This window comes from Streptomyces sp. MGP-BFMKR1 (assembly GCF_057766585.1).
In genome coordinates this window covers 1,097,396-1,115,689 of the sequence record NZ_CM173408.1, presented here as the reverse complement: position 1 = coordinate 1,115,689, position 18,294 = coordinate 1,097,396, and the positions used below count along the sequence as shown (strand labels likewise).

Here is an 18,294-nt window from a genome sequence, read left to right as displayed (position 1 = left end):
TGAGGAACGCATGACTGACCCGTCCAAGACCGCAGCGCCCGCCGACCCCGCGCAGCCGACCCGCGTCCAGGTCGCGGGCAGCGCGGGAACCGCGTCGTACGAGGTGCTCATCGGCCGCCAACTCCTCGGCGAGCTGCCCGCCCTCATCGGTTCCGGGGTCAAGCGCGTGGCGGTGCTGCACCCCGAGGCGCTGTCCGCCACCGGCGAGGCGCTGCGCGCCGACCTCGCGGAGCAGGGCTTCGAGGCCATCGCCATCCAGTTGCCGAACGCGGAGGAGTCCAAGACCGCCGAGGTCGCCGCGTACTGCTGGAAGGCGCTGGGCCAGACCGGGTTCACGCGCTCGGACGTGATCGTCGGCGTCGGCGGTGGCGCCACCACGGACCTGGCGGGCTTCGTGGCGGCCACCTGGCTGCGCGGGGTGCGCTGGATCGCGGTGCCGACCACGGTGCTCGGCATGGTGGACGCGGCGGTCGGCGGCAAGACCGGCATCAACACCGCCGAGGGCAAGAACCTGGTCGGCGCCTTCCACCCGCCGTCCGGGGTGCTGTGTGACCTGGCGGCGCTCGACTCGCTGCCGGCGAACGACTACGTCAGCGGCCTCGCCGAGGTGATCAAGGCCGGGTTCATCGCGGACCCGGTGATCCTGGAGCTGATCGAGGCCGACCCGGCCGGCGCCCGCAGCCCACAGGGCCCGCACACCGCGGAACTCCTGGAGCGCTCGATCAGGGTCAAGGCCGACGTCGTCTCGTCGGACCTCAAGGAGTCGGGCCTGCGCGAGATCCTCAACTACGGGCACACGCTGGCGCACGCCATCGAGAAGAACGAGCGCTACAACTGGCGGCACGGCGCGGCCGTCTCGGTCGGCATGGTCTTCGCGGCCGAACTCGGCCGGCTGGCCGGGCGCCTTGACGACGCCACGGCCGACCGGCACCGCGCCATCCTGGACTCCGTCGGGCTGCCGCTCAGCTACCGGGGCGACCAGTGGCCCCGCCTCCTGGAGACGATGCGGGTGGACAAGAAGTCCCGGGGCGACCTGCTGCGCTTCATCGTCCTGGACGGGCTCGGCAAGCCCACCGTCCTGGAGGGCCCGGACCCGGCGGTGCTGCTCGCCGCCTACGGGGAGGTGGCCAAGTGACGGACCAGCGCCGGGTGTTGGTGCTCAACGGGCCCAACCTGGGCCGCCTCGGCAGCCGCGAGCCCGACGTGTACGGGGCGACGTCCTACGCCGGTCTGGTCGAGCAGTGCACGGCGCTCGGCGAGGAGCTGGGGTTCGACGTCGAGGTGCGCGAGACCAACGACGAGGGCGAGCTGATCCGTTGGCTGCACGAGGCCGCGGACGGCGCCCTTCCGGTGGTGATCAACCCGGGCGCGTTCACGCACTACTCGTACGGAATGCGGGACGCGGCGGCGCAGCGCACGGCGCCGCTGATCGAGGTGCACATCTCCAACCCGCACGCGCGCGAGGAGTTCCGTCACAACTCTGTCATCGCCGCCGTCGCCAGCGGCACGATCGCCGGGTTCGGAATCGGGTCATATCGGCTCGCCCTGCGGGCCCTGGCGGACCAGCTCTCCGCCTGACGCGACCCGCGCGACGCCCCGGGCCCGGCACGCGCCACCGCCACGGGCCTCGTCGCGTGGCGGACACCTCAACTCCCGTACCCGTCCGGCGAGTTGAGGCTCGGTGCCAGGCCCGGGCGCCGCGCGGTCGGGCCGGGGGCGCGGCGCGCCCGGCCGGTCGGGCCCGGCGCGGGCCGGGGCCGGCGGTCGGCGCCGGCGGGGGAGCGCGCACCGGCCAACGACGGGCCGGGTGAGGCGCTGTTCACCCGGAAGTGGGAGAGTACCGTTCGGTAGCGCACTCGGCCGGCGCACGCGCGCGGCCGGGTCGACACACGTCAGCCGCCCGTACGAGACGGAGAGCCACCGGATGCAGCACGCAGTGGGAGTTCCGCTGCCCCCGTCCCACGGCCAGGGGCAGGGTGCGGCGGGCGCCGCCCAGCACTCGGGCCACCCCGCGCCACCCGGGTCGCCGCCCGTGGCCGGCGGCCCCCATCCGACGCCGGGCCCCGCCCCCACGCCCGGCTGGCCCGGGAGCCCCCCGCCCCCCGCGCCGGCGCCCCCGCCGCACCCGGCGCCGCCGATGTCAGCCCCCTCCGGGCCGCCGCCGCCCGCGACCGACGGCACCACCGGGCCGGTGACACTGCCCCCGGGCGCCCCCGTACCGCTGCCCGACGCGTCGCGGGACCAGCCCGTGATCGACGCGTCCCGCACCGCGGTGGCCGTGCTGCTCATCGGGCCGGCCGGCGCGGGCAAGACCACCGTGGCCCGGCTGTGGGCGGACAGCCGGCGGGTGCCCACCGCGCACATCAGCCTCGACGACGTGCGCGAGTGGGTCAGGTCCGGCTTCGCCAACCCGCAGTCAGGGTGGAACGAGAACTCCGAGGCGCAGTACCGGCTCGCCCGCCGCACCTGCGGCTTCGCGGCCCGCAACTTCCTGGCCAACGGCATCTCCTGCATCCTGGACGACGCCGTCTTCCCCGACCGCCCGGTCGTGGGCCTCGGCGGCTGGAAGCGACACGTCGGCCCCGGGCTGCTGCCCGTGGTGCTCCTGCCGGGCCTCGAGGTCGTCCTGGAGCGCAACGCGGCGCGCTCGGGCAACCGCAGGCTCAGCGACGAGGAGGTCGCCCGCATCCACGGCCGGATGGCCGGCTGGTACGGGTCGGGGCTGCCGATCATCGACAACTCGCAGTACGACGTGGCGCAGACCGCCCAGATGCTCGACGAGGCCGTCGCGCGCAGCATCGCGAGCCCGCCCACCTGGTAGCCGCCAGGGCCCGGCCGCCGGAACCTTTCCGCTGGTCGGGCCCGGGGCCGGCCGTGGTGAACTCCCCCCTCCGGAGGCGCCCCGGGCCGCCGCTCCCGGGGCCCTGTTGCGTCGCCTGGCCCCGGGCGCGGTTCCGCGTCCGGACCCGCGCCGGGCGCCAGTCGTCCCCACTCGGACGCGCCCGACCGGCCGAGTGGGCGCGGCACCCCTACGCTCGGAAACATGTCCGAGGTCTTCGCGACGCGACGTACCCGACTGCGCGAGCGTTGCGCGGCCGTGGGGAACGCGGCAGCGCTCGTGTCCCGACCCGCCAACGTCCGCTATCTGTGCGGCGAGACGCGGCCCGGGGCCGTACTGCTGCTCGGGCCGACCGAAGACGTGTTGCTGCGTCCCGCCGCCCGGGCGGCCGAGCCCGCGCCAGCCCGGCCCGAGGGCGACCTTCCGGTGCGGGAGCTGACCGAGCCGCACGGCGACCCGGCCGTCGCCGCGGCCGACCTCGCCGCCGCCGCGGGCGCCGCGCGGCTGGCCGTCGAGGAACACCACCTCACCGTGGACCGGCACCGCGCCCTGCGCTCGGCCGCGCCCCGGCTCGACCTCGCCGACCTCGGCTGCGCCGTCGAGCAGCAGCGGATCGTCAAGGACGACGACGAGATCGCCGCCCTGCGCATCGCCGCCGAGATCGCCGACCAGGCGCTGGGCGAACTCCTCGAATCGATCCTGGTGGGCCGTACCGAGCGGCACCTCGCGCTGGAGCTGGAGCGCCGCCTGGTGGACCACGGCGCGGACGGCCCGACGTTCGCCACCTCAGTCGGCACCGGCCCACACTCGGGCCGCCTCGGGCACCTGCCCACCGACCGCCGCGTCGAGGAGGGCGACTTCCTCACCGTCTGCCTGGGCGCCGGCTACCGCGGCTACCGCTGCGAGGTGGGCCGGACCTTCGTCATCGGGACCTCGCCGGCCGACTGGCAGATCGAACTGTACGATGTGGTCTTCGCCGCCCAGCGGGCCGGTCGGGAGGCGCTGGCGCCGGGCACTGCCTACCGCGAGGTGGATCGTGCGAGCCGGCAGGTGCTGGCCGCCGCGGGGTGCGATGGGACGCTGGGGGCCCGGGTCGGGCACGGGGTGGGCCTGGAAAACGACGAGGACCCTCGGCTGGCGCCGGAAGCCATGGGTAAACTGGACGCTCGTGTGCCGGTCACCGTCGAACCGGGGGTCCACCTCCCGGGGCGGGGCGGCGTCCGGATCGATGACACACTCGTCGTTCGCCCCGAGGCAGACGGCGGCCCCGAGCTACTCACCATCACGACCAAGGAGCTGCTCGCGCTCTAGCGCGCACCCCTGGTTCCACCAGCTTCAGTCCAGGAGATTCCGCAACCGTGGCATCCACGAACGACCTCAAGAACGGCCTGGTGCTCAAGCTCGACGGGGGCCAGCTCTGGTCCGTCGTCGAGTTCCAGCACGTCAAGCCCGGTAAGGGCCCCGCCTTCGTCCGCACCAAGCTGAAGCATGTGCTGTCCGGCAAGGTCGTCGACAAGACCTTCAACGCCGGCGTGAAGGTCGAGACGGCGAATGTCGACAAGCGCGGCATGCAGTTCTCGTACAAGGACGGCAACGACTTCGTGTTCATGGACACGGAGACGTTCGACCAGATCAACGTGACGCCCGAGACCGTCGGCGACGCGGCCAACTACCTGCTCGAGGGCAACGAGGTCGTCGTCGCCATGTACGAGGGCGCCGTCCTCTACATCGAGCTGCCGGCCTCCGTCGAGCTGGTCATCGAGTACACCGAGCCCGGCGTCCAGGGCGACCGCTCCACCGGTGGCTCCAAGCCCGCCCGCCTGGAGACCGGTTACGAGATCCAGGTCCCGCTCTTCATCACCACCGGTGAGAAGATCAAGGTCGACACCCGCTCCGGTGAGTACCTCGGTCGGGTGAACAGCTAACCGTGGCTGCCCGCAACAAGGCCCGCAAGCGTGCCTTCCAGATCCTCTTCGAGGCCGATCAGCGCGGCACCGCCGTGCCGACCGTGCTCGCGGACTGGATCAGGCACTCGCGGTCCGACGACCGGCAGCCGCCGGTCAACGAGTACACGATGCAGCTCACCGAGGGGTACGCCGACCACGCGGACCGCATCGACGAGTTGATCGCCACCTACGCGGTCGGTTGGTCCCTGGACCGGATGCCGGTCGTCGACCGGAACATCCTGCGGCTCGGCGCCTACGAGCTGATCTGGGAGGACGAGACGCCGGACGCGGTGGTGATCGACGAGGCGGTGCAGCTCGCCAAGGAGTTCTCCACGGACGACTCCCCGGCGTTCGTCAACGGCCTGCTGGGGCGGCTCAAGGAGCTCAAGCCCAGCCTGCGCCGCGAAGGCTGACCAGTACGCCTCATGCCGCTGCCCCTGGCACGACCCGAGAGGGTCGCCAGGGGCAGCGGCATGTGCGGGGCCCTGACGCGGTCGGACCGCGTACGCCCGAACGAGTGACGGCCGGCGGCCGGCCACGCCCGACCAACAGTCGTGGGTCAACGCTGCGTGTCGGTCCACGCCACAGACCCCCGCACCGCGAGGGCGGGCACTCCGCGACAGCGGGTGTCCGCCCCGGCGGGCGGGGGTGCGTACGGCGATGAGGCTGCGCGCCGGGGCCCGAGGGCGCGCCCGAGGTGTCGCGGGCGCTACCGGCCGCCGGTCACCGGCGGTCGGTCACAGGTCCTCGTGCTGCACGGCGCGACGGGCGTCCGCGTCCAGCACGCCCCAGCCGATGAGCTGCTCGGTCAGCACGGAGGGCGACTGGTCGTAGATCACCGCGAGGGTGCGCAGGTCGTCCTGGCGGATCGAGAGGACCTTGCCGTTGTAATCGCCGCGCTGGCTCTGGATCGTGGCCGCGTACCGCTGCAGGGGACCGGCCTTCTCGGCCGGGACGTGCGCCAGCCGCTCCAGGTCGAGCACCAGCTTCGGCGGCGGCTCGGCGGCACCGCCCGGCGTCGTGCCCGGCAGGAGTTCCTGCACGGGAACGCCGTAGAAGTCGGCCAGCTCGGCCAGGCGCTGCACCGTCACGGCGCGGTCGCCGCGCTCGTACGAACCGACCACCACGGCCTTCCAGCGGCCCTGGGACTTCTCCTCGACACCGTGGAGGGAGAGCCCCTGCTGGGTGCGGATGGCGCGGAGCTTGGCTCCGAGCTGTTTAGCGTATTCGCTGGACATAAAGCTCCCCGGACGAAGACTGGTAACTCACTGTGAGGTTACGCAGCGTAATCTGGCTTCGTCAAGCCGAAAGTTGCGTACGCGTGCTCGGGTGGGGGTCCCGACTGCGCACCTTTTCGGTCCTGGTACCGTCAATAACGTAAATCCGACGTCCTTTAAGGTCCGTCCCGTGAGGCGGAGAAGGAGGTCCGTTCCGTTATGGACGCACCCAGCCAGCCCCCTGGCCCCGCATCGAACACAAGCTCTGGCCATAGCTCTGGTCCGGAGATCGATGCCCGGCCCGTGCTCGAGGCCCCGGACATCGCCCGGGTCGTGACCCGCATCGCCCACGAGATCGTGGAACGCGCCAAGGGCGCCCACGACGTCGTCCTCCTGGGCATCCCGACGCGCGGCGTCTTCCTCGCCCAGCGGCTCGCCGCCAAGCTCGAGGAGATCACCTCCCGCGCCATCCCGGTCGGCTCGCTCGACATCACCATGTACCGCGACGACCTGCGGCTCGGCCCCGCCCGTACGCTCGCCCGCACCGAGATCCCCACGGCGGGCATCGAGGGCCGGCTGGTCATCCTCGTCGACGACGTGCTCTTCTCGGGCCGCACCATCCGCGCCGCCCTGGACGCCCTCAACGACATCGGGCGCCCGCGCGCCGTACAGCTCGCCGTGTTGGTCGACCGAGGCCACCGCGAGCTGCCCATCCGCGCCGACTACGTCGGCAAGAACCTCCCGACCTCCCTCCGCGAGACGGTGAAGGTGCAGTTCACCGAGTTGGACGGCCGGGACAGCGTGCTCCTTGGCGTGCGCCCCTCAAGCCCCCGCGGCGGCGCCGAAGGGGAGCGCGCGGACGCCGGGCAGTAGCCCCCCGTACGGCATCGGCCCCCGGGCCGTGCCGCCGCGTGCCCGCATGCCCGCACGCCCCACCACTCCTTAGCTCACGGAGCCCACAGATGAAGCGTCACCTCATCTCGGCCGCCGACCTCACGCGCGATGACGCCGTCCTGATCCTCGACACCGCCGAGGAGATGGCCCGCGTCGCGGACCGGCCGATCAAGAAGCTGCCCACACTGCGTGGGCGCACCGTCGTCAACCTGTTCTTCGAAGACTCGACGCGCACCCGCATCTCCTTCGAGGCCGCCGCCAAGCGGCTGTCCGCGGACGTCATCAACTTCTCCGCCAAGGGCTCCTCGGTCTCCAAGGGCGAGTCCCTCAAGGACACCGCGCTGACCCTGGAGGCGATGGGCGCCGACGCCGTCGTCATCCGGCACCACTCCTCCGGCGCCCCGCACCGGCTGGCCACCTCCGGCTGGATCAAGGGCTCGGTCGTCAACGCCGGCGACGGCACCCACGAGCACCCCACGCAGGCGCTGCTCGACGCGTTCACCATGCGTCGCCACCTGGCCGGCGCCGCGGACGGCGGGCCCACCCACCACCGCGGCCCGGGCGACGGCACCGGCCGTGACCTGGCGGGCCGCAAGGTCACCATCGTCGGCGACGTCCTGCACGGCCGCGTCGCCCGCTCCAACGTGCACCTGCTCACCACGCTCGGCGCCGAGGTCACCCTGGTCGCCCCGCCGACGCTGGTGCCCATCGGCGTCGAGAGCTGGCCCTGCGAGGTCAGCTACGACCTGGACGCGGTGCTGCCCACCTCGGACGCCGTGATGATGCTGCGCGTCCAGCGCGAGCGGATGAACGCCGCGTTCTTCCCCACCGAGCGTGAGTACGCCCGCCGCTACGGCCTGACCGGCGACCGCATGGCCCGAATGCCGGAACACGCCATCGTCATGCACCCGGGGCCGATGAACCGGGGTATGGAGATCACGGCCGAGGTCGCCGACTCGCCCCGCTGCACCGCCGTGGAGCAGGTGACCAACGGCGTGAGCATCCGGATGGCCGCCCTGTACCTGCTGCTCGGCGGCAACGAGCCCGCCCTCGCCCCGAGCGCCCCCGCCGACAAGCCCGCCCGCACCGAGGAGACCAGCACGCCATGAGCGAGACCACCAAGACCCTGCTGCGCGGCGCGCGACTGATCGGCGGCGACAGCGCCGACGTCCTCATCGAGGGCGAGACCATCGCCGCCGTGGGCCAGGGCCTGTCGGCCGAGGGCGCCACGGTCATCGAGGCCGAGGGCCAGATCCTGCTGCCCGGCCTGGTCGACCTGCACACGCACCTGCGCGAGCCGGGCCGCGAGGACTCCGAGACCGTGCTGACCGGCACCCAGGCCGCGGCCGTCGGCGGCTACACCGCCGTGCACGCGATGGCCAACACCTTCCCCGTCGCCGACACCGCCGGCGTCGTCGAGCAGGTGTGGCGGCTCGGCCGCGAGTCCGGCTACTGCGACGTGCAGCCGGTAGGCGCCGTCACCGTCGGCCTCGAAGGCGCGCAGCTCGCCGAGCTCGGCGCCATGCACGAGTCGGCCGCCGGCGTCGTGGTCTTCTCCGACGACGGCAAGTGCGTGGACGACGCGGTGATCATGCGCCGGGCCCTGGAGTACGTGAAGGCGTTCGACGGCGTCATCGCCCAGCACGCGCAGGAGCCCCGGCTCACCGAGGGCGCCCAGATGAACGAGGGCGTCGTCTCCGCCCAGCTCGGCCTCGGCGGCTGGCCCGCCGTCGCCGAGGAGTCGATCATCGCCCGCGACGTCCTGCTCGCCGCGCACGTGGACTCCCGGGTGCACATCTGCCACCTGTCCACGGCCGGCTCGGTGGAGATCGTGCGCTGGGCCAAGTCCAAGGGCTGGAACGTCACCGCCGAGGTCACCCCGCACCACCTGCTGCTCACCGACGAGCTCGTACGCTCCTACAACCCCGTCTACAAGGTGAACCCGCCGCTGCGCACCGAGGCCGACGTGCTCGCGCTGCGCGAGGCGCTCGCCGACGGCACCATCGACTGCGTCGCCACCGACCACGCGCCCCACCCGCACGAGGACAAGGACTGCGAGTGGGCGGCCGCCGCCATGGGCATGGTGGGCCTGGAGACGGCGCTCTCGGTCGTCCAGCACACCATGGTGGACACCGGCCTCCTGGACTGGGCCGGCGTCGCCGACCGGATGTCCTTCCGGCCCGCCGCCATCGGCCGCCTCGCCGGCCACGGCCGGCCCATCGCCGCCGGCGAGCCCGCCAACCTGACCCTGCTCGACGCGGCATACCGTGGTGTGGTGAACCCCGCGGGCTTCGCCTCCCGCAGCCGTAACACGCCCTACGAGGGGCGCGAGCTGCCGGGCCGAGTGACACACACCTTCCTGCGGGGCCGGGCAACGGTCGTGGACGGGAAGCTGACGTGACACCTGTGACATTTCTGGCGGCGGACGACACCCAGAACGCGGGCGACTGGGCCGCGCGCACCGGCTGGGTCGTGGGCCTGCTGCTGGTCATCGTGCTGCTGTACTGGCTCATGCGGGAGGGCTGGAAGTGGCGCGGGCTGCTCCAGTCGGACCTGCCGGAGCTGGCGCGGGTGCCCGCCGACCCGGGCGAGCCCCGGCTCACCATGGCCGGGCGCTACCACGGCTCGACCAAGGCCGGGCAGTGGCTGGAGCGCATCGTCGCGCACGGCCTCGGCGTCCGTAGCCGCGCCGACGTCACGCTGACCGACGACGGACTGACCGTGCGGCGCCCCGGCGCCCGGGACTTCCACGTGCCCACCAGCGCGCTGCGCGGCGCCCGGCTCGACAAGGGCATCGCCGGCAAGGTCCTCACCGAGGGCGGGCTGCTGGTGATCACCTGGCAGCTCGGCGACAGCGCGATCGACTCCGGCTTCCGCTCCGACCACGCCGCCGAACACGCGGCCTGGGTCACCGCGATCAACGACCTCACCGGCGGCCCCAGCGACTCGACCGCCACGCAGCGTGACGAGGACGGCCGCGTGGCCGCCGGCGCCGCGACACCGCGGGGGGCGACCCCCGCGACCCCCGAGGCTGCGACACCGCGGGGAGCGACCCCCGCAACCCCCGAGAAAGGCACATGATGACGCTCTCCACCCAGGGGGCCAGGGTCCCCGCCGTGCTCGTTCTGGAGGACGGCCGCACCTTCCGTGGCCGCGCCTACGGCGCAGTGGGGGAGACCTTCGGCGAGGCGGTGTTCTCCACCGGCATGACCGGATACCAGGAGACCCTGACCGACCCCTCGTACCACCGACAGGTGGTCGTCATGACCGCACCGCACGTCGGCAACACCGGCGTCAACGACGAGGACCCGGAGTCCGGCCGCATCTGGGTCTCCGGCTACGTCGTCCGCGACCCCGCCCGCAAGCCCTCCAACTGGCGCGCCCGGCGCACCCTGGACGAGGAGCTGGCGGCGCAGGGCGTCGTCGGTATCAGCGGGGTCGACACCCGCGCCCTCACCCGCCACCTGCGCGAGCGCGGCGCCATGCGCGTCGGCATCTTCTCCGGCACCGCCCTGGAGGAGGAGCCCGCGCTCGTCGAGCGGGTGCGCACGGCCCCCGGCATGAAGGGCGCCGACCTGTGGAGCGAGGTGACCACCAAGCAGACGTACGTCGTCCCCGCGGTCGGCACCAAGCGGTTCACCGTCGCCGCCATCGACCTGGGCATCAAGACGATGACCCCGCGCCGGATGGCCGAGCGCGGCATAGAGGTCCACGTCTTCCCGGCCACCGCCAGCCTGGAGGAGATCTACGCCGTCGAGCCCGACGGCGTGTTCTTCTCCAACGGCCCCGGCGACCCGGCCACCGCCGACCACCCGATGGAGCTGGCGCGCGGCGTCCTGGACCGGCGCACCCCGCTGTTCGGCATCTGCTTCGGCAACCAGGTGCTCGGCCGGGCGCTCGGCTTCGGCACGTACAAGCTCAAGTACGGCCACCGCGGGATCAACCAGCCGGTGCAGGACCGCACCACCGGCAAGGTCGAGATCACCGCGCAGAACCACGGCTTCGCCGTGGACGCGCCCCTGGACGAGGTCGTGGACACGCCCTACGGCCGGGCCCGGGTCGCCCACGTGGGCCTGAACGACAACGTCGTGGAGGGCCTGGAGTGCCTCGACGTGCCCGCGTTCAGCGTCCAGTACCACCCCGAGGCCGCCGCCGGCCCGCACGACGCGGCCTACCTGTTCGACCGCTTTGTTTCCCTGATGGAGGGCCCCCGTGCCTAAGCGCACCGATATCCAGTCCGTCCTGGTCATCGGCTCGGGACCGATCGTCATCGGGCAGGCGGCCGAGTTCGACTACTCGGGCACCCAGGCGTGCCGCGTGCTCAAGGCCGAGGGCCTGCGCGTCATCCTGGTCAACTCCAACCCGGCCACGATCATGACCGACCCGGAGATCGCCGACGCCACGTACGTCGAGCCGATCACCCCCGAGTTCGTCGAGAAGATCATCGCCAAGGAGCGCCCCGACGCCCTGCTGCCCACGCTCGGCGGCCAGACCGCGCTGAACACCGCCATCGCGCTGCACGACTCGGGCGTGCTGACCGAGTACGGCGTCGAGCTGATCGGCGCCAACGTCGAGGCCATCAACAAGGGCGAGGACCGCGACCAGTTCAAGGACGTCGTCGCGGCCGTCAACGCCAAGATCGGTCACGGCGAGTCCGCCCGCTCGGTCATCTGCCACTCGATGGACGACGTCCTGGACGGCGTCGAGAAGCTCGGCGGCTACCCGGTCGTGGTCCGCCCCTCCTTCACCATGGGCGGCGCCGGCTCCGGCTTCGCGCACGACGAGGAGGAACTGCGCCGCATCGCCGGCCAGGGCCTGACCCTCTCGCCGACCACCGAGGTACTCCTGGAGGAGTCCATCCTCGGCTGGAAGGAGTACGAGCTGGAGCTGATGCGCGACAAGAACGACAACGTCGTGGTCGTGTGCTCCATCGAGAACTTCGACCCGATGGGCGTGCACACCGGCGACTCGATCACCGTCGCGCCGGCCATGACGCTCACCGACCGCGAGTACCAGACCCTGCGTGACATCGGCATCGCCGTCATCCGCGAGGTCGGCGTGGACACCGGCGGCTGCAACATCCAGTTCGCCGTCAACCCCGAGGACGGCCGGGTCATCGTCATCGAGATGAACCCCCGGGTCTCCCGCTCCTCCGCGCTCGCCTCCAAGGCCACCGGCTTCCCGATCGCCAAGATCGCCGCCCGGCTCGCCGTCGGCTACACGCTGGACGAGATCCCCAACGACATCACCGAGCAGACCCCCGCCTCGTTCGAGCCCACGCTCGACTACGTCGTGGTCAAGGTCCCGCGGTTCGCGTTCGAGAAGTTCCCGGCCGCCGACGCCACGCTGACCACCACCATGAAGTCGGTCGGCGAGGCCATGGCCATCGGCCGCAACTTCACCGAGGCGCTCAACAAGGCGCTGCGCTCGCTGGAGAAGAAGGGTTCGCAGTTCGACTTCGTCTCCGAGCCCGGCGACAAGGCCGCGCTCCTCGAGCGGGCGGCCGTCCCCACCGACGGCCGGATCAACACGGTGATGGCGGCCATCCGCGCCGGCGCCACCCAGGAGGAGGTCTTCGACGCGACCAGGATCGACCCCTGGTTCGTCGACCAACTCTTCCTGATCAAGGAGATCGCCGACGAGATCGCCGCCGCCGACCAGCTCTCGCCCGAGATCCTGCGCGAGGCCAAGCGGCACGGCTTCTCCGACGTACAGATCGCCGCCATCCGCGACCTCGGCCCCGAGGTGGTCCGCGAGGTGCGGCACGCGCTCGGCATCCGCCCCGTCTACAAGACGGTGGACACCTGCGCCGCCGAGTTCGCCGCGCGCACCCCGTACTTCTACTCCTCCTACGACGAGGAGTCCGAGGTCGCGCCGCGCGAGAAGCCCGCGGTGATCATCCTGGGCTCCGGGCCCAACCGCATCGGCCAGGGCATCGAGTTCGACTACTCCTGCGTGCACGCCTCCTTCGCGCTCAGCGACGCCGGCTACGAGACCGTCATGGTCAACTGCAACCCGGAGACCGTCTCCACCGACTACGACACCTCCGACCGGCTCTACTTCGAGCCGCTCACCCTGGAGGACGTCCTGGAGATCGTGCACGCCGAGCGGCAGGCGGGCCCGCTCGCGGGCGTCATCGTGCAGCTCGGCGGGCAGACCCCGCTCGGCCTCGCCCAGGCCCTCAAGGACAACGGGGTGCCCATCGTCGGCACCTCGCCCGAGGCCATCGACCTCGCCGAGGAGCGCGGTGCCTTCGGGCGCGTCCTCACCGAGGCCGGGCTGCCCGCCCCCAAGCACGGCACCGCCTTCTCCTTCGAGCAGGCCAAGGGCATCGCCGCCGAGATCGGCTACCCGGTCATGGTCCGCCCCTCGTACGTGCTCGGCGGGCGCGGCATGGAGATCGTCTACGACGAGTCCTCGCTGGCCGAGTACCTGACCCGGCACGCCGGCCTGATCTCCGAGCACCCGGTCCTCATCGACCGCTTCCTCGACGACGCCATCGAGATCGATGTCGACGCTCTCTACGACGGCCACGAGCTCTACCTCGGCGGCGTCATGGAGCACATCGAGGAGGCCGGTATCCACTCCGGTGACTCCGCCTGCGCGCTGCCCCCGATCACCCTCGGCGGCTTCGACATCAAGCGGCTGCGGTCCTCCACCGAGGCCATCGCCAAGGGCGTCGGGGTGCGCGGCCTGATCAACATCCAGTTCGCCATGGCCGGGGACATCCTCTACGTCCTTGAGGCCAACCCGCGCGCCTCGCGCACCGTCCCCTTCACCTCCAAGGCCACCGCCGTGCCGCTGGCCAAGGCCGCCGCCCGCATCTCGCTCGGCGCCACCATCGCCGAACTGCGCGCCGAGGGCCTGCTGCCGGCCACCGGCGACGGCGGCACCCTGCCGCTGGACTCGCCGATCTCCGTCAAGGAGGCCGTGCTGCCCTGGACCCGCTTCCGGGACGCCTCGGGCCGCGGCGTGGACACCATCCTCGGCCCGGAGATGCGCTCCACCGGCGAGGTCATGGGCATCGACTCGGTCTTCGGCACGGCGTACGCGAAGTCCCAGGCCGCGGCGTACGGGGCGCTGCCCAGGGGCGGCCGGGCCTTCGTCTCGGTCGCCAACCGTGACAAGCGCTCGATGATCTTCCCGGCGCGCGAGCTGGTGGCGCACGGCTTCGAACTCCTTGCCACCTCCGGCACCGCCGAGGTGCTGCGCCGCAACGGCATCGACGCCACCGTGGTGCGCAAGCAGAGCGAGGGCGAGGGCCCGAACGGCGAGAAGACGATCGTCCAGCTCATCCACGAGGGGCAGATCGACCTCATCGTCAACACCCCGTACGGCACCGGAGGCCGGCTGGACGGCTACGAGATCCGCACCGCGGCCGTCGCCCGCGCCGTGCCCTGCCTCACCACGGTCCAGGCCCTCGCCGCCGCCGTCCAGGGCATCGAGGCGCTGGCCAGGGGCGAGGTCGGGGTGCGCTCCCTGCAGGAGCACGCCGGGCAGCTCATCGCGGCCCGCGACGCGAAGTAGCGGACGGGGCGCGCCCGGGGGCCGGCCACCCACCGGCCCCCGGGCGCCCGCCCCGCCCCCCGTCCCCGCCCGGACCGAGCGGGCCCGCCGCCCCGCCCGGCCCGCCCTCAGCCCTGCCCTACCCGTACCGGCCTAGCGAAAGCCCGCGCCCGCATGAACCCTTACCCGCTCCTGTTCCGACTCCTCTTCCAGCGGATGGACCCCGAACGGGCCCACCACCTGGCCTTCGGCTGGATCAGGCTCGTCGCCCGCGTCCCCGTCCTGCGCACCCTCGTCGCCGCCGCGCTCGCCCCCCGGTACAAGGAGCTGCGCACCGAGGCCCTGGGCCTGCGGATGCACGGCCCGTTCGGGCTGGCCGCCGGGTTCGACAAGAACGCCATGGCCATCGACGGGATGACCATGCTCGGCTTCGACCACGTCGAGATCGGCACGGTCACCGGCCACGCCCAGCCGGGCAACCCGCGCAAGCGCCTCTTCCGCCTGGTGGGCGACCGTGCGCTGATCAACCGGATGGGCTTCAACAACGAGGGCTCCGCCGCCGTCGCCGCCCGGCTCGCCGCTCGCCGCCCCGCCTTCAGGGCCACCGTCGGCGTCAACATCGGCAAGACCAAGGTGGTCCCCGAATCGGAGGCCATCGCCGACTACGTCACCTCCACGGAGCGGCTCGCCGGCCACGCCGACTACCTGGTCGTCAACGTCTCCTCGCCCAACACCCCCGGGCTGCGCGACCTCCAGGCCGTGGAACACCTGCGCCCGCTGCTGACCGCCGTGCGCGAGGCCGCCGACCGCACGGTCACCACCCGCCGCGTCCCGCTGCTGGTCAAGATCGCCCCCGACCTGGCGGACGAGGACATCGACGCCGTCGCCGACCTCGCCGTCGAACTCGGCCTGGACGGCATCATCGCCACCAACACCACCATCGCCCGCGACGGCCTCGGCCTGACCAGCGACCCCGCGCTGGTGGCGGAGACCGGCGGCCTCTCCGGTGCCCCGGTCAAGGAGCGCTCGCTCGCGGTCCTGCGCCGGCTGTACGGGCGCGTCGGCGACCGGGTCACCCTGGTCGGCGTGGGCGGCATCGAGAACGCCGACGACGCCTGGGAGCGCATCCTGGCCGGCGCCACCCTGGTCCAGGGCTACAGCGCCTTCATCTACCAGGGCCCGCTGTGGTGCCGCACCCTGCACAAGGGGCTGGCCGCCCGCCTGGCCGCCAGCCCGTACGCCACCCTGGCCGACGCGGTGGGGGCCGAGACCAAGGAGCAGGCGGCATGAGCGACACCCCGACCCCGCAGGCCACGCACGCCACCGGCGATCCGCAGGCCCCCGCCGCCTTCGGCGCCCGGCTGCGGCAGGCCATGGACACCCGCGGGCCGCTGTGCGTGGGCATCGACCCGCACGCCTCGCTGCTCGCCGACTGGGGCCTGGGCGACGACGTGGCGGGCCTGGAGCGGTTCTCGCGCACCGTGGTGGAGGCCCTGGCCGACCGGGTGGCCGTGCTCAAGCCGCAGTCCGCGTTCTTCGAGCGGTTCGGCTCGCGCGGAGTGGCCGTCCTCGAGCGCACCGTCGCCGAGGCGCGCGCCGCCGGGGCCCTGGTGCTGATGGACGCCAAGCGCGGCGACATCGGCTCCACCATGGCCGCGTACGCCGCCGCCTACCTCGACCCCGCCTCGCCGCTGTTCTCGGACGCGCTCACGGTCAGCCCCTACCTGGGCTTCGGCTCCCTCGACCCGGCCGTGGAGCTGGCCCGCGCGAGCGGCTGCGGCCTGTTCGCGCTGGCGCTGACCTCCAACCCGGAGGGCGCCGAGGTGCAGCACGCGCTGCGCGCCGACGGCCGCAGCGTCGCCGCCACCGTGCTGGGCCACCTCGCCGAGCGCAACGCCGCCGAGCGCGCCGCCTGGCAGGGCCAGGGCCGGCCGCTGGGCTCCTTCGGCGCGGTGGTGGGCGCCACGCTGGGCGACGCGCTCGCCGCCGCCGGCGGCTCGCTCGCCATCGACGGGCCGCTCCTCGCGCCGGGCATCGGTGCCCAGGGCGCGACCCCCGCCGACCTCCCGGCGGTCTTCGGCGACGCGGTGGGGAACGTGGTGCCCAGCGTGAGTCGTGGGGTGCTGCGCCACGGTCCGGATGCCGCCGCGTTGCGCGCCGCGGCGGCCAAAATCGCCGACGACGTGCGGGTAGCCGTGAAATAAGTACCTCAGAACCCGGTGGTTTTGCCCCGAAAAGTCCTGGTCGAGCGAGTCTGACCAGGACTTTTCGTCTGTTCTCGCTGACTGGAGCGGCCGTGGCCGCTAGTCTCCGACGGGAGCACAACGCGCAGGTGTGTTGCGCGTTGCTCACCCTGGTGAGGGGCGACTAGGTTCCTCACCGGTCCGTATCCGACAGTTCGATATCCGAGGTGACGTAGGCGTGGCTCTTCCGCCCCTTACCCCTGAACAGCGCGCAGCCGCGCTCGAAAAGGCCGCCGCGGCTCGCCGGGAGCGCGCCGCGGTCAAGAATCGACTCAAGAACTCCGGTGCCTCGCTGCACGACGTCATCCAGCAGGGTCAACAGGACGACGTCATCGGCAAGATGAAGGTCTCCGCGCTCCTTGAGTCCCTCCCTGGCGTGGGCAAGGTTCGTGCCAAGCAGATCATGGAGCGGCTCGGCATCTCCGAGAGCCGCCGGGTGCGCGGTCTCGGCTCCAACCAGATCGCCGCCCTGGAGCGTGAGTTCGGCGGCAAGGCCGCCTGACGTTTTCCGGCGCTCCCGGGAACCTGGATAATCGCCGCATGGCAGCACATCCCCAGGGGGCGACCAGCCCTCTCGCTTCGCAGGCGGTATCCCCCGTACCTCCGGACGCACGTCCGCGGCTGACCGTGCTCTCCGGCCCCTCCGGGGTCGGCAAGAGCACGGTCGTCGCGCACCTGCGCCAGGCCCACCCCGAGGTATGGCTCTCGGTCTCCGCCACCACCCGCAAGCCGCGTCCCGGCGAGCGGCACGGCGTCCAGTACTTCTTCGTCGAGAACGAGGAGTTCGACAAGCTCATCGCCAACGGCGAGCTGCTGGAGTGGGCCGAGTTCGCGGGCAACCGCTACGGCACCCCGCGCCGGGCGGTCCTCGACCGCCTTGAGGCGGGGGAGCCGGTGCTGCTGGAGATCGACCTCCAGGGCGCCCGGCTGGTCCGCGAGTCGATGCCGGAGGCGCAGTTGGTCTTCCTGGCCCCGCCGAGCTGGGACGAGTTGGTGCGCCGCCTGACCGGGCGGGGCACCGAGCCGCCGGAGGTGATCGAGCGCAGGCTGGCGGCGGCGAAGGTCGAGCTGGCCGCCGAGTCCGAGTTCGACACCACCCTGGTCAACACCTCCGTCGAGGACGTCAGCGCTGAGCTGCTAGCCTTGATGCGAGTGGTCTGATCTTCTCTGATTTCTTCGACCCTCGTTAACGCTCGGTACGGCAAGCGTCACACCGCCGTTATCGTCGTTGACGACCAGTGCGGCGCGGTACGTGACCAGCGCCGTGCGCAACAGATGCCATCAGACACACGCCCGGTGACACCGTCACCGACGCGGTCGCCGAAGGCGTCTGCGACATCGCTGAACCCGATCGGAAGGCAGAGAGTGTCCTCTTCCATCACCGCGCCCGAGGGCATCATCAACCCGCCGATTGATGAGCTGCTTGAGGCCACCGACTCGAAGTACAGCCTGGTGATCTACGCCGCCAAGCGTGCTCGTCAGATCAACGCGTACTACTCGCAGCTCGGCGAGGGCCTCCTGGAGTACGTCGGCCCGCTCGTGGACACCCACGTCCACGAGAAGCCGCTGTCGATCGCGCTCCGCGAGATCAACGCGGGCCTGCTGACCTCCGAGGCCATCGAGGGCCCGGCGCAGTAGCCACGCGAGCG

General features: G+C 72.3%; 18 protein-coding genes. 17 read left to right on the top strand and 1 reads right to left on the bottom strand.

Going from position 1 to position 18,294, the window contains the following annotated elements:
- The first annotated feature begins 10 nt into the window (after positions 1-10).
- From aroB to nusB, 6 genes are all read left to right on the top strand, one after another.
- The gene (aroB, locus tag AC3CHW_RS04105) at positions 11-1,135 is read left to right on the top strand and encodes a 3-dehydroquinate synthase (protein WP_488469591.1); all 1,125 of its coding nucleotides are present in this window, start codon (positions 11-13) and stop codon (positions 1,133-1,135) included.
- Positions 1,132-1,578, top strand: a complete 447-nt coding sequence (aroQ, locus tag AC3CHW_RS04100) for a type II 3-dehydroquinate dehydratase (RefSeq protein WP_187086189.1) — start codon at positions 1,132-1,134, stop codon at positions 1,576-1,578. Before aroB ends, aroQ begins: the two co-directional genes overlap by 4 nt.
- Positions 1,579-1,924: 346 nt before the next feature.
- Positions 1,925-2,821, top strand: coding sequence for an AAA family ATPase (locus AC3CHW_RS04095; protein ID WP_398606795.1), 897 nt, complete (start codon positions 1,925-1,927; stop codon positions 2,819-2,821).
- Between the two features lie 222 nt (positions 2,822-3,043).
- Positions 3,044-4,150, top strand: a complete 1,107-nt coding sequence (locus AC3CHW_RS04090) for a M24 family metallopeptidase (protein ID WP_488469590.1) — start codon at positions 3,044-3,046, stop codon at positions 4,148-4,150.
- 47 nt (positions 4,151-4,197) lie between these two features.
- A complete protein-coding gene (efp, locus tag AC3CHW_RS04085) occupies positions 4,198-4,764 on the top strand; it encodes an elongation factor P (protein WP_176165011.1) in 567 nt (188 codons plus the stop codon).
- A gap of 2 nt (positions 4,765-4,766) precedes the next feature.
- On the top strand, positions 4,767-5,198 hold the full coding sequence (nusB, locus tag AC3CHW_RS04080) for a transcription antitermination factor NusB (protein WP_176165012.1): 432 nt from the start codon (positions 4,767-4,769) through the stop codon (positions 5,196-5,198).
- 324 nt (positions 5,199-5,522) lie between these two features.
- Here nusB and bldD read toward each other — a convergent pair whose 3' ends face one another.
- Positions 5,523-6,023, bottom strand: coding sequence for a transcriptional regulator BldD (gene bldD / locus AC3CHW_RS04075; protein WP_176165013.1), 501 nt, complete (start codon positions 6,021-6,023; stop codon positions 5,523-5,525).
- 198 nt (positions 6,024-6,221) lie between these two features.
- Between bldD and pyrR the strand changes: the two genes are divergently transcribed.
- The 11 genes from pyrR (at position 6,222) to rpoZ (ending at position 18,283) form a co-directional block, all read left to right on the top strand.
- The gene (gene pyrR / locus AC3CHW_RS04070; protein ID WP_398606797.1) at positions 6,222-6,875 is read left to right on the top strand and encodes a bifunctional pyr operon transcriptional regulator/uracil phosphoribosyltransferase PyrR; all 654 of its coding nucleotides are present in this window, start codon (positions 6,222-6,224) and stop codon (positions 6,873-6,875) included.
- Between the two features lie 89 nt (positions 6,876-6,964).
- On the top strand, positions 6,965-8,005 hold the full coding sequence (locus AC3CHW_RS04065) for an aspartate carbamoyltransferase catalytic subunit (protein WP_176165015.1): 1,041 nt from the start codon (positions 6,965-6,967) through the stop codon (positions 8,003-8,005).
- Positions 8,002-9,297, top strand: a complete 1,296-nt coding sequence (locus AC3CHW_RS04060) for a dihydroorotase (protein WP_187087712.1) — start codon at positions 8,002-8,004, stop codon at positions 9,295-9,297. The genes AC3CHW_RS04065 and AC3CHW_RS04060 overlap by 4 nt, the downstream gene beginning before the upstream one ends.
- Complete coding sequence (locus AC3CHW_RS04055) at positions 9,294-9,977, top strand: PH-like domain-containing protein (RefSeq protein WP_488469589.1); 684 nt, start codon at positions 9,294-9,296, stop codon at positions 9,975-9,977. Before AC3CHW_RS04060 ends, AC3CHW_RS04055 begins: the two co-directional genes overlap by 4 nt.
- A complete protein-coding gene (gene carA, locus AC3CHW_RS04050; RefSeq protein WP_488470961.1) occupies positions 9,977-11,116 on the top strand; it encodes a glutamine-hydrolyzing carbamoyl-phosphate synthase small subunit in 1,140 nt (379 codons plus the stop codon). Before AC3CHW_RS04055 ends, carA begins: the two co-directional genes overlap by 1 nt.
- Complete coding sequence (gene carB / locus AC3CHW_RS04045; RefSeq protein WP_488469588.1) at positions 11,109-14,423, top strand: carbamoyl-phosphate synthase large subunit; 3,315 nt, start codon at positions 11,109-11,111, stop codon at positions 14,421-14,423. The genes carA and carB overlap by 8 nt, the downstream gene beginning before the upstream one ends.
- A gap of 153 nt (positions 14,424-14,576) precedes the next feature.
- Positions 14,577-15,692, top strand: a complete 1,116-nt coding sequence (locus AC3CHW_RS04040; protein WP_488469587.1) for a quinone-dependent dihydroorotate dehydrogenase — start codon at positions 14,577-14,579, stop codon at positions 15,690-15,692.
- Positions 15,689-16,606, top strand: coding sequence for an orotidine-5'-phosphate decarboxylase (pyrF, locus tag AC3CHW_RS04035; protein ID WP_488469586.1), 918 nt, complete (start codon positions 15,689-15,691; stop codon positions 16,604-16,606). The genes AC3CHW_RS04040 and pyrF overlap by 4 nt, the downstream gene beginning before the upstream one ends.
- Before the next feature lie 217 nt (positions 16,607-16,823).
- Complete coding sequence (gene mihF, locus AC3CHW_RS04030; RefSeq protein ID WP_176165020.1) at positions 16,824-17,147, top strand: integration host factor, actinobacterial type; 324 nt, start codon at positions 16,824-16,826, stop codon at positions 17,145-17,147.
- Positions 17,148-17,185: 38 nt separating this feature from the next.
- The gene (gene gmk, locus AC3CHW_RS04025) at positions 17,186-17,806 is read left to right on the top strand and encodes a guanylate kinase (protein WP_198427456.1); all 621 of its coding nucleotides are present in this window, start codon (positions 17,186-17,188) and stop codon (positions 17,804-17,806) included.
- A 204-nt stretch (positions 17,807-18,010) separates the two neighbouring features.
- Positions 18,011-18,283 (top strand): DNA-directed RNA polymerase subunit omega, encoded by a 273-nt coding sequence (gene rpoZ / locus AC3CHW_RS04020; protein WP_005319902.1) that lies wholly within the window; start codon positions 18,011-18,013, stop codon positions 18,281-18,283.
- The last annotated feature ends 11 nt before the right edge of the window (positions 18,284-18,294 follow it).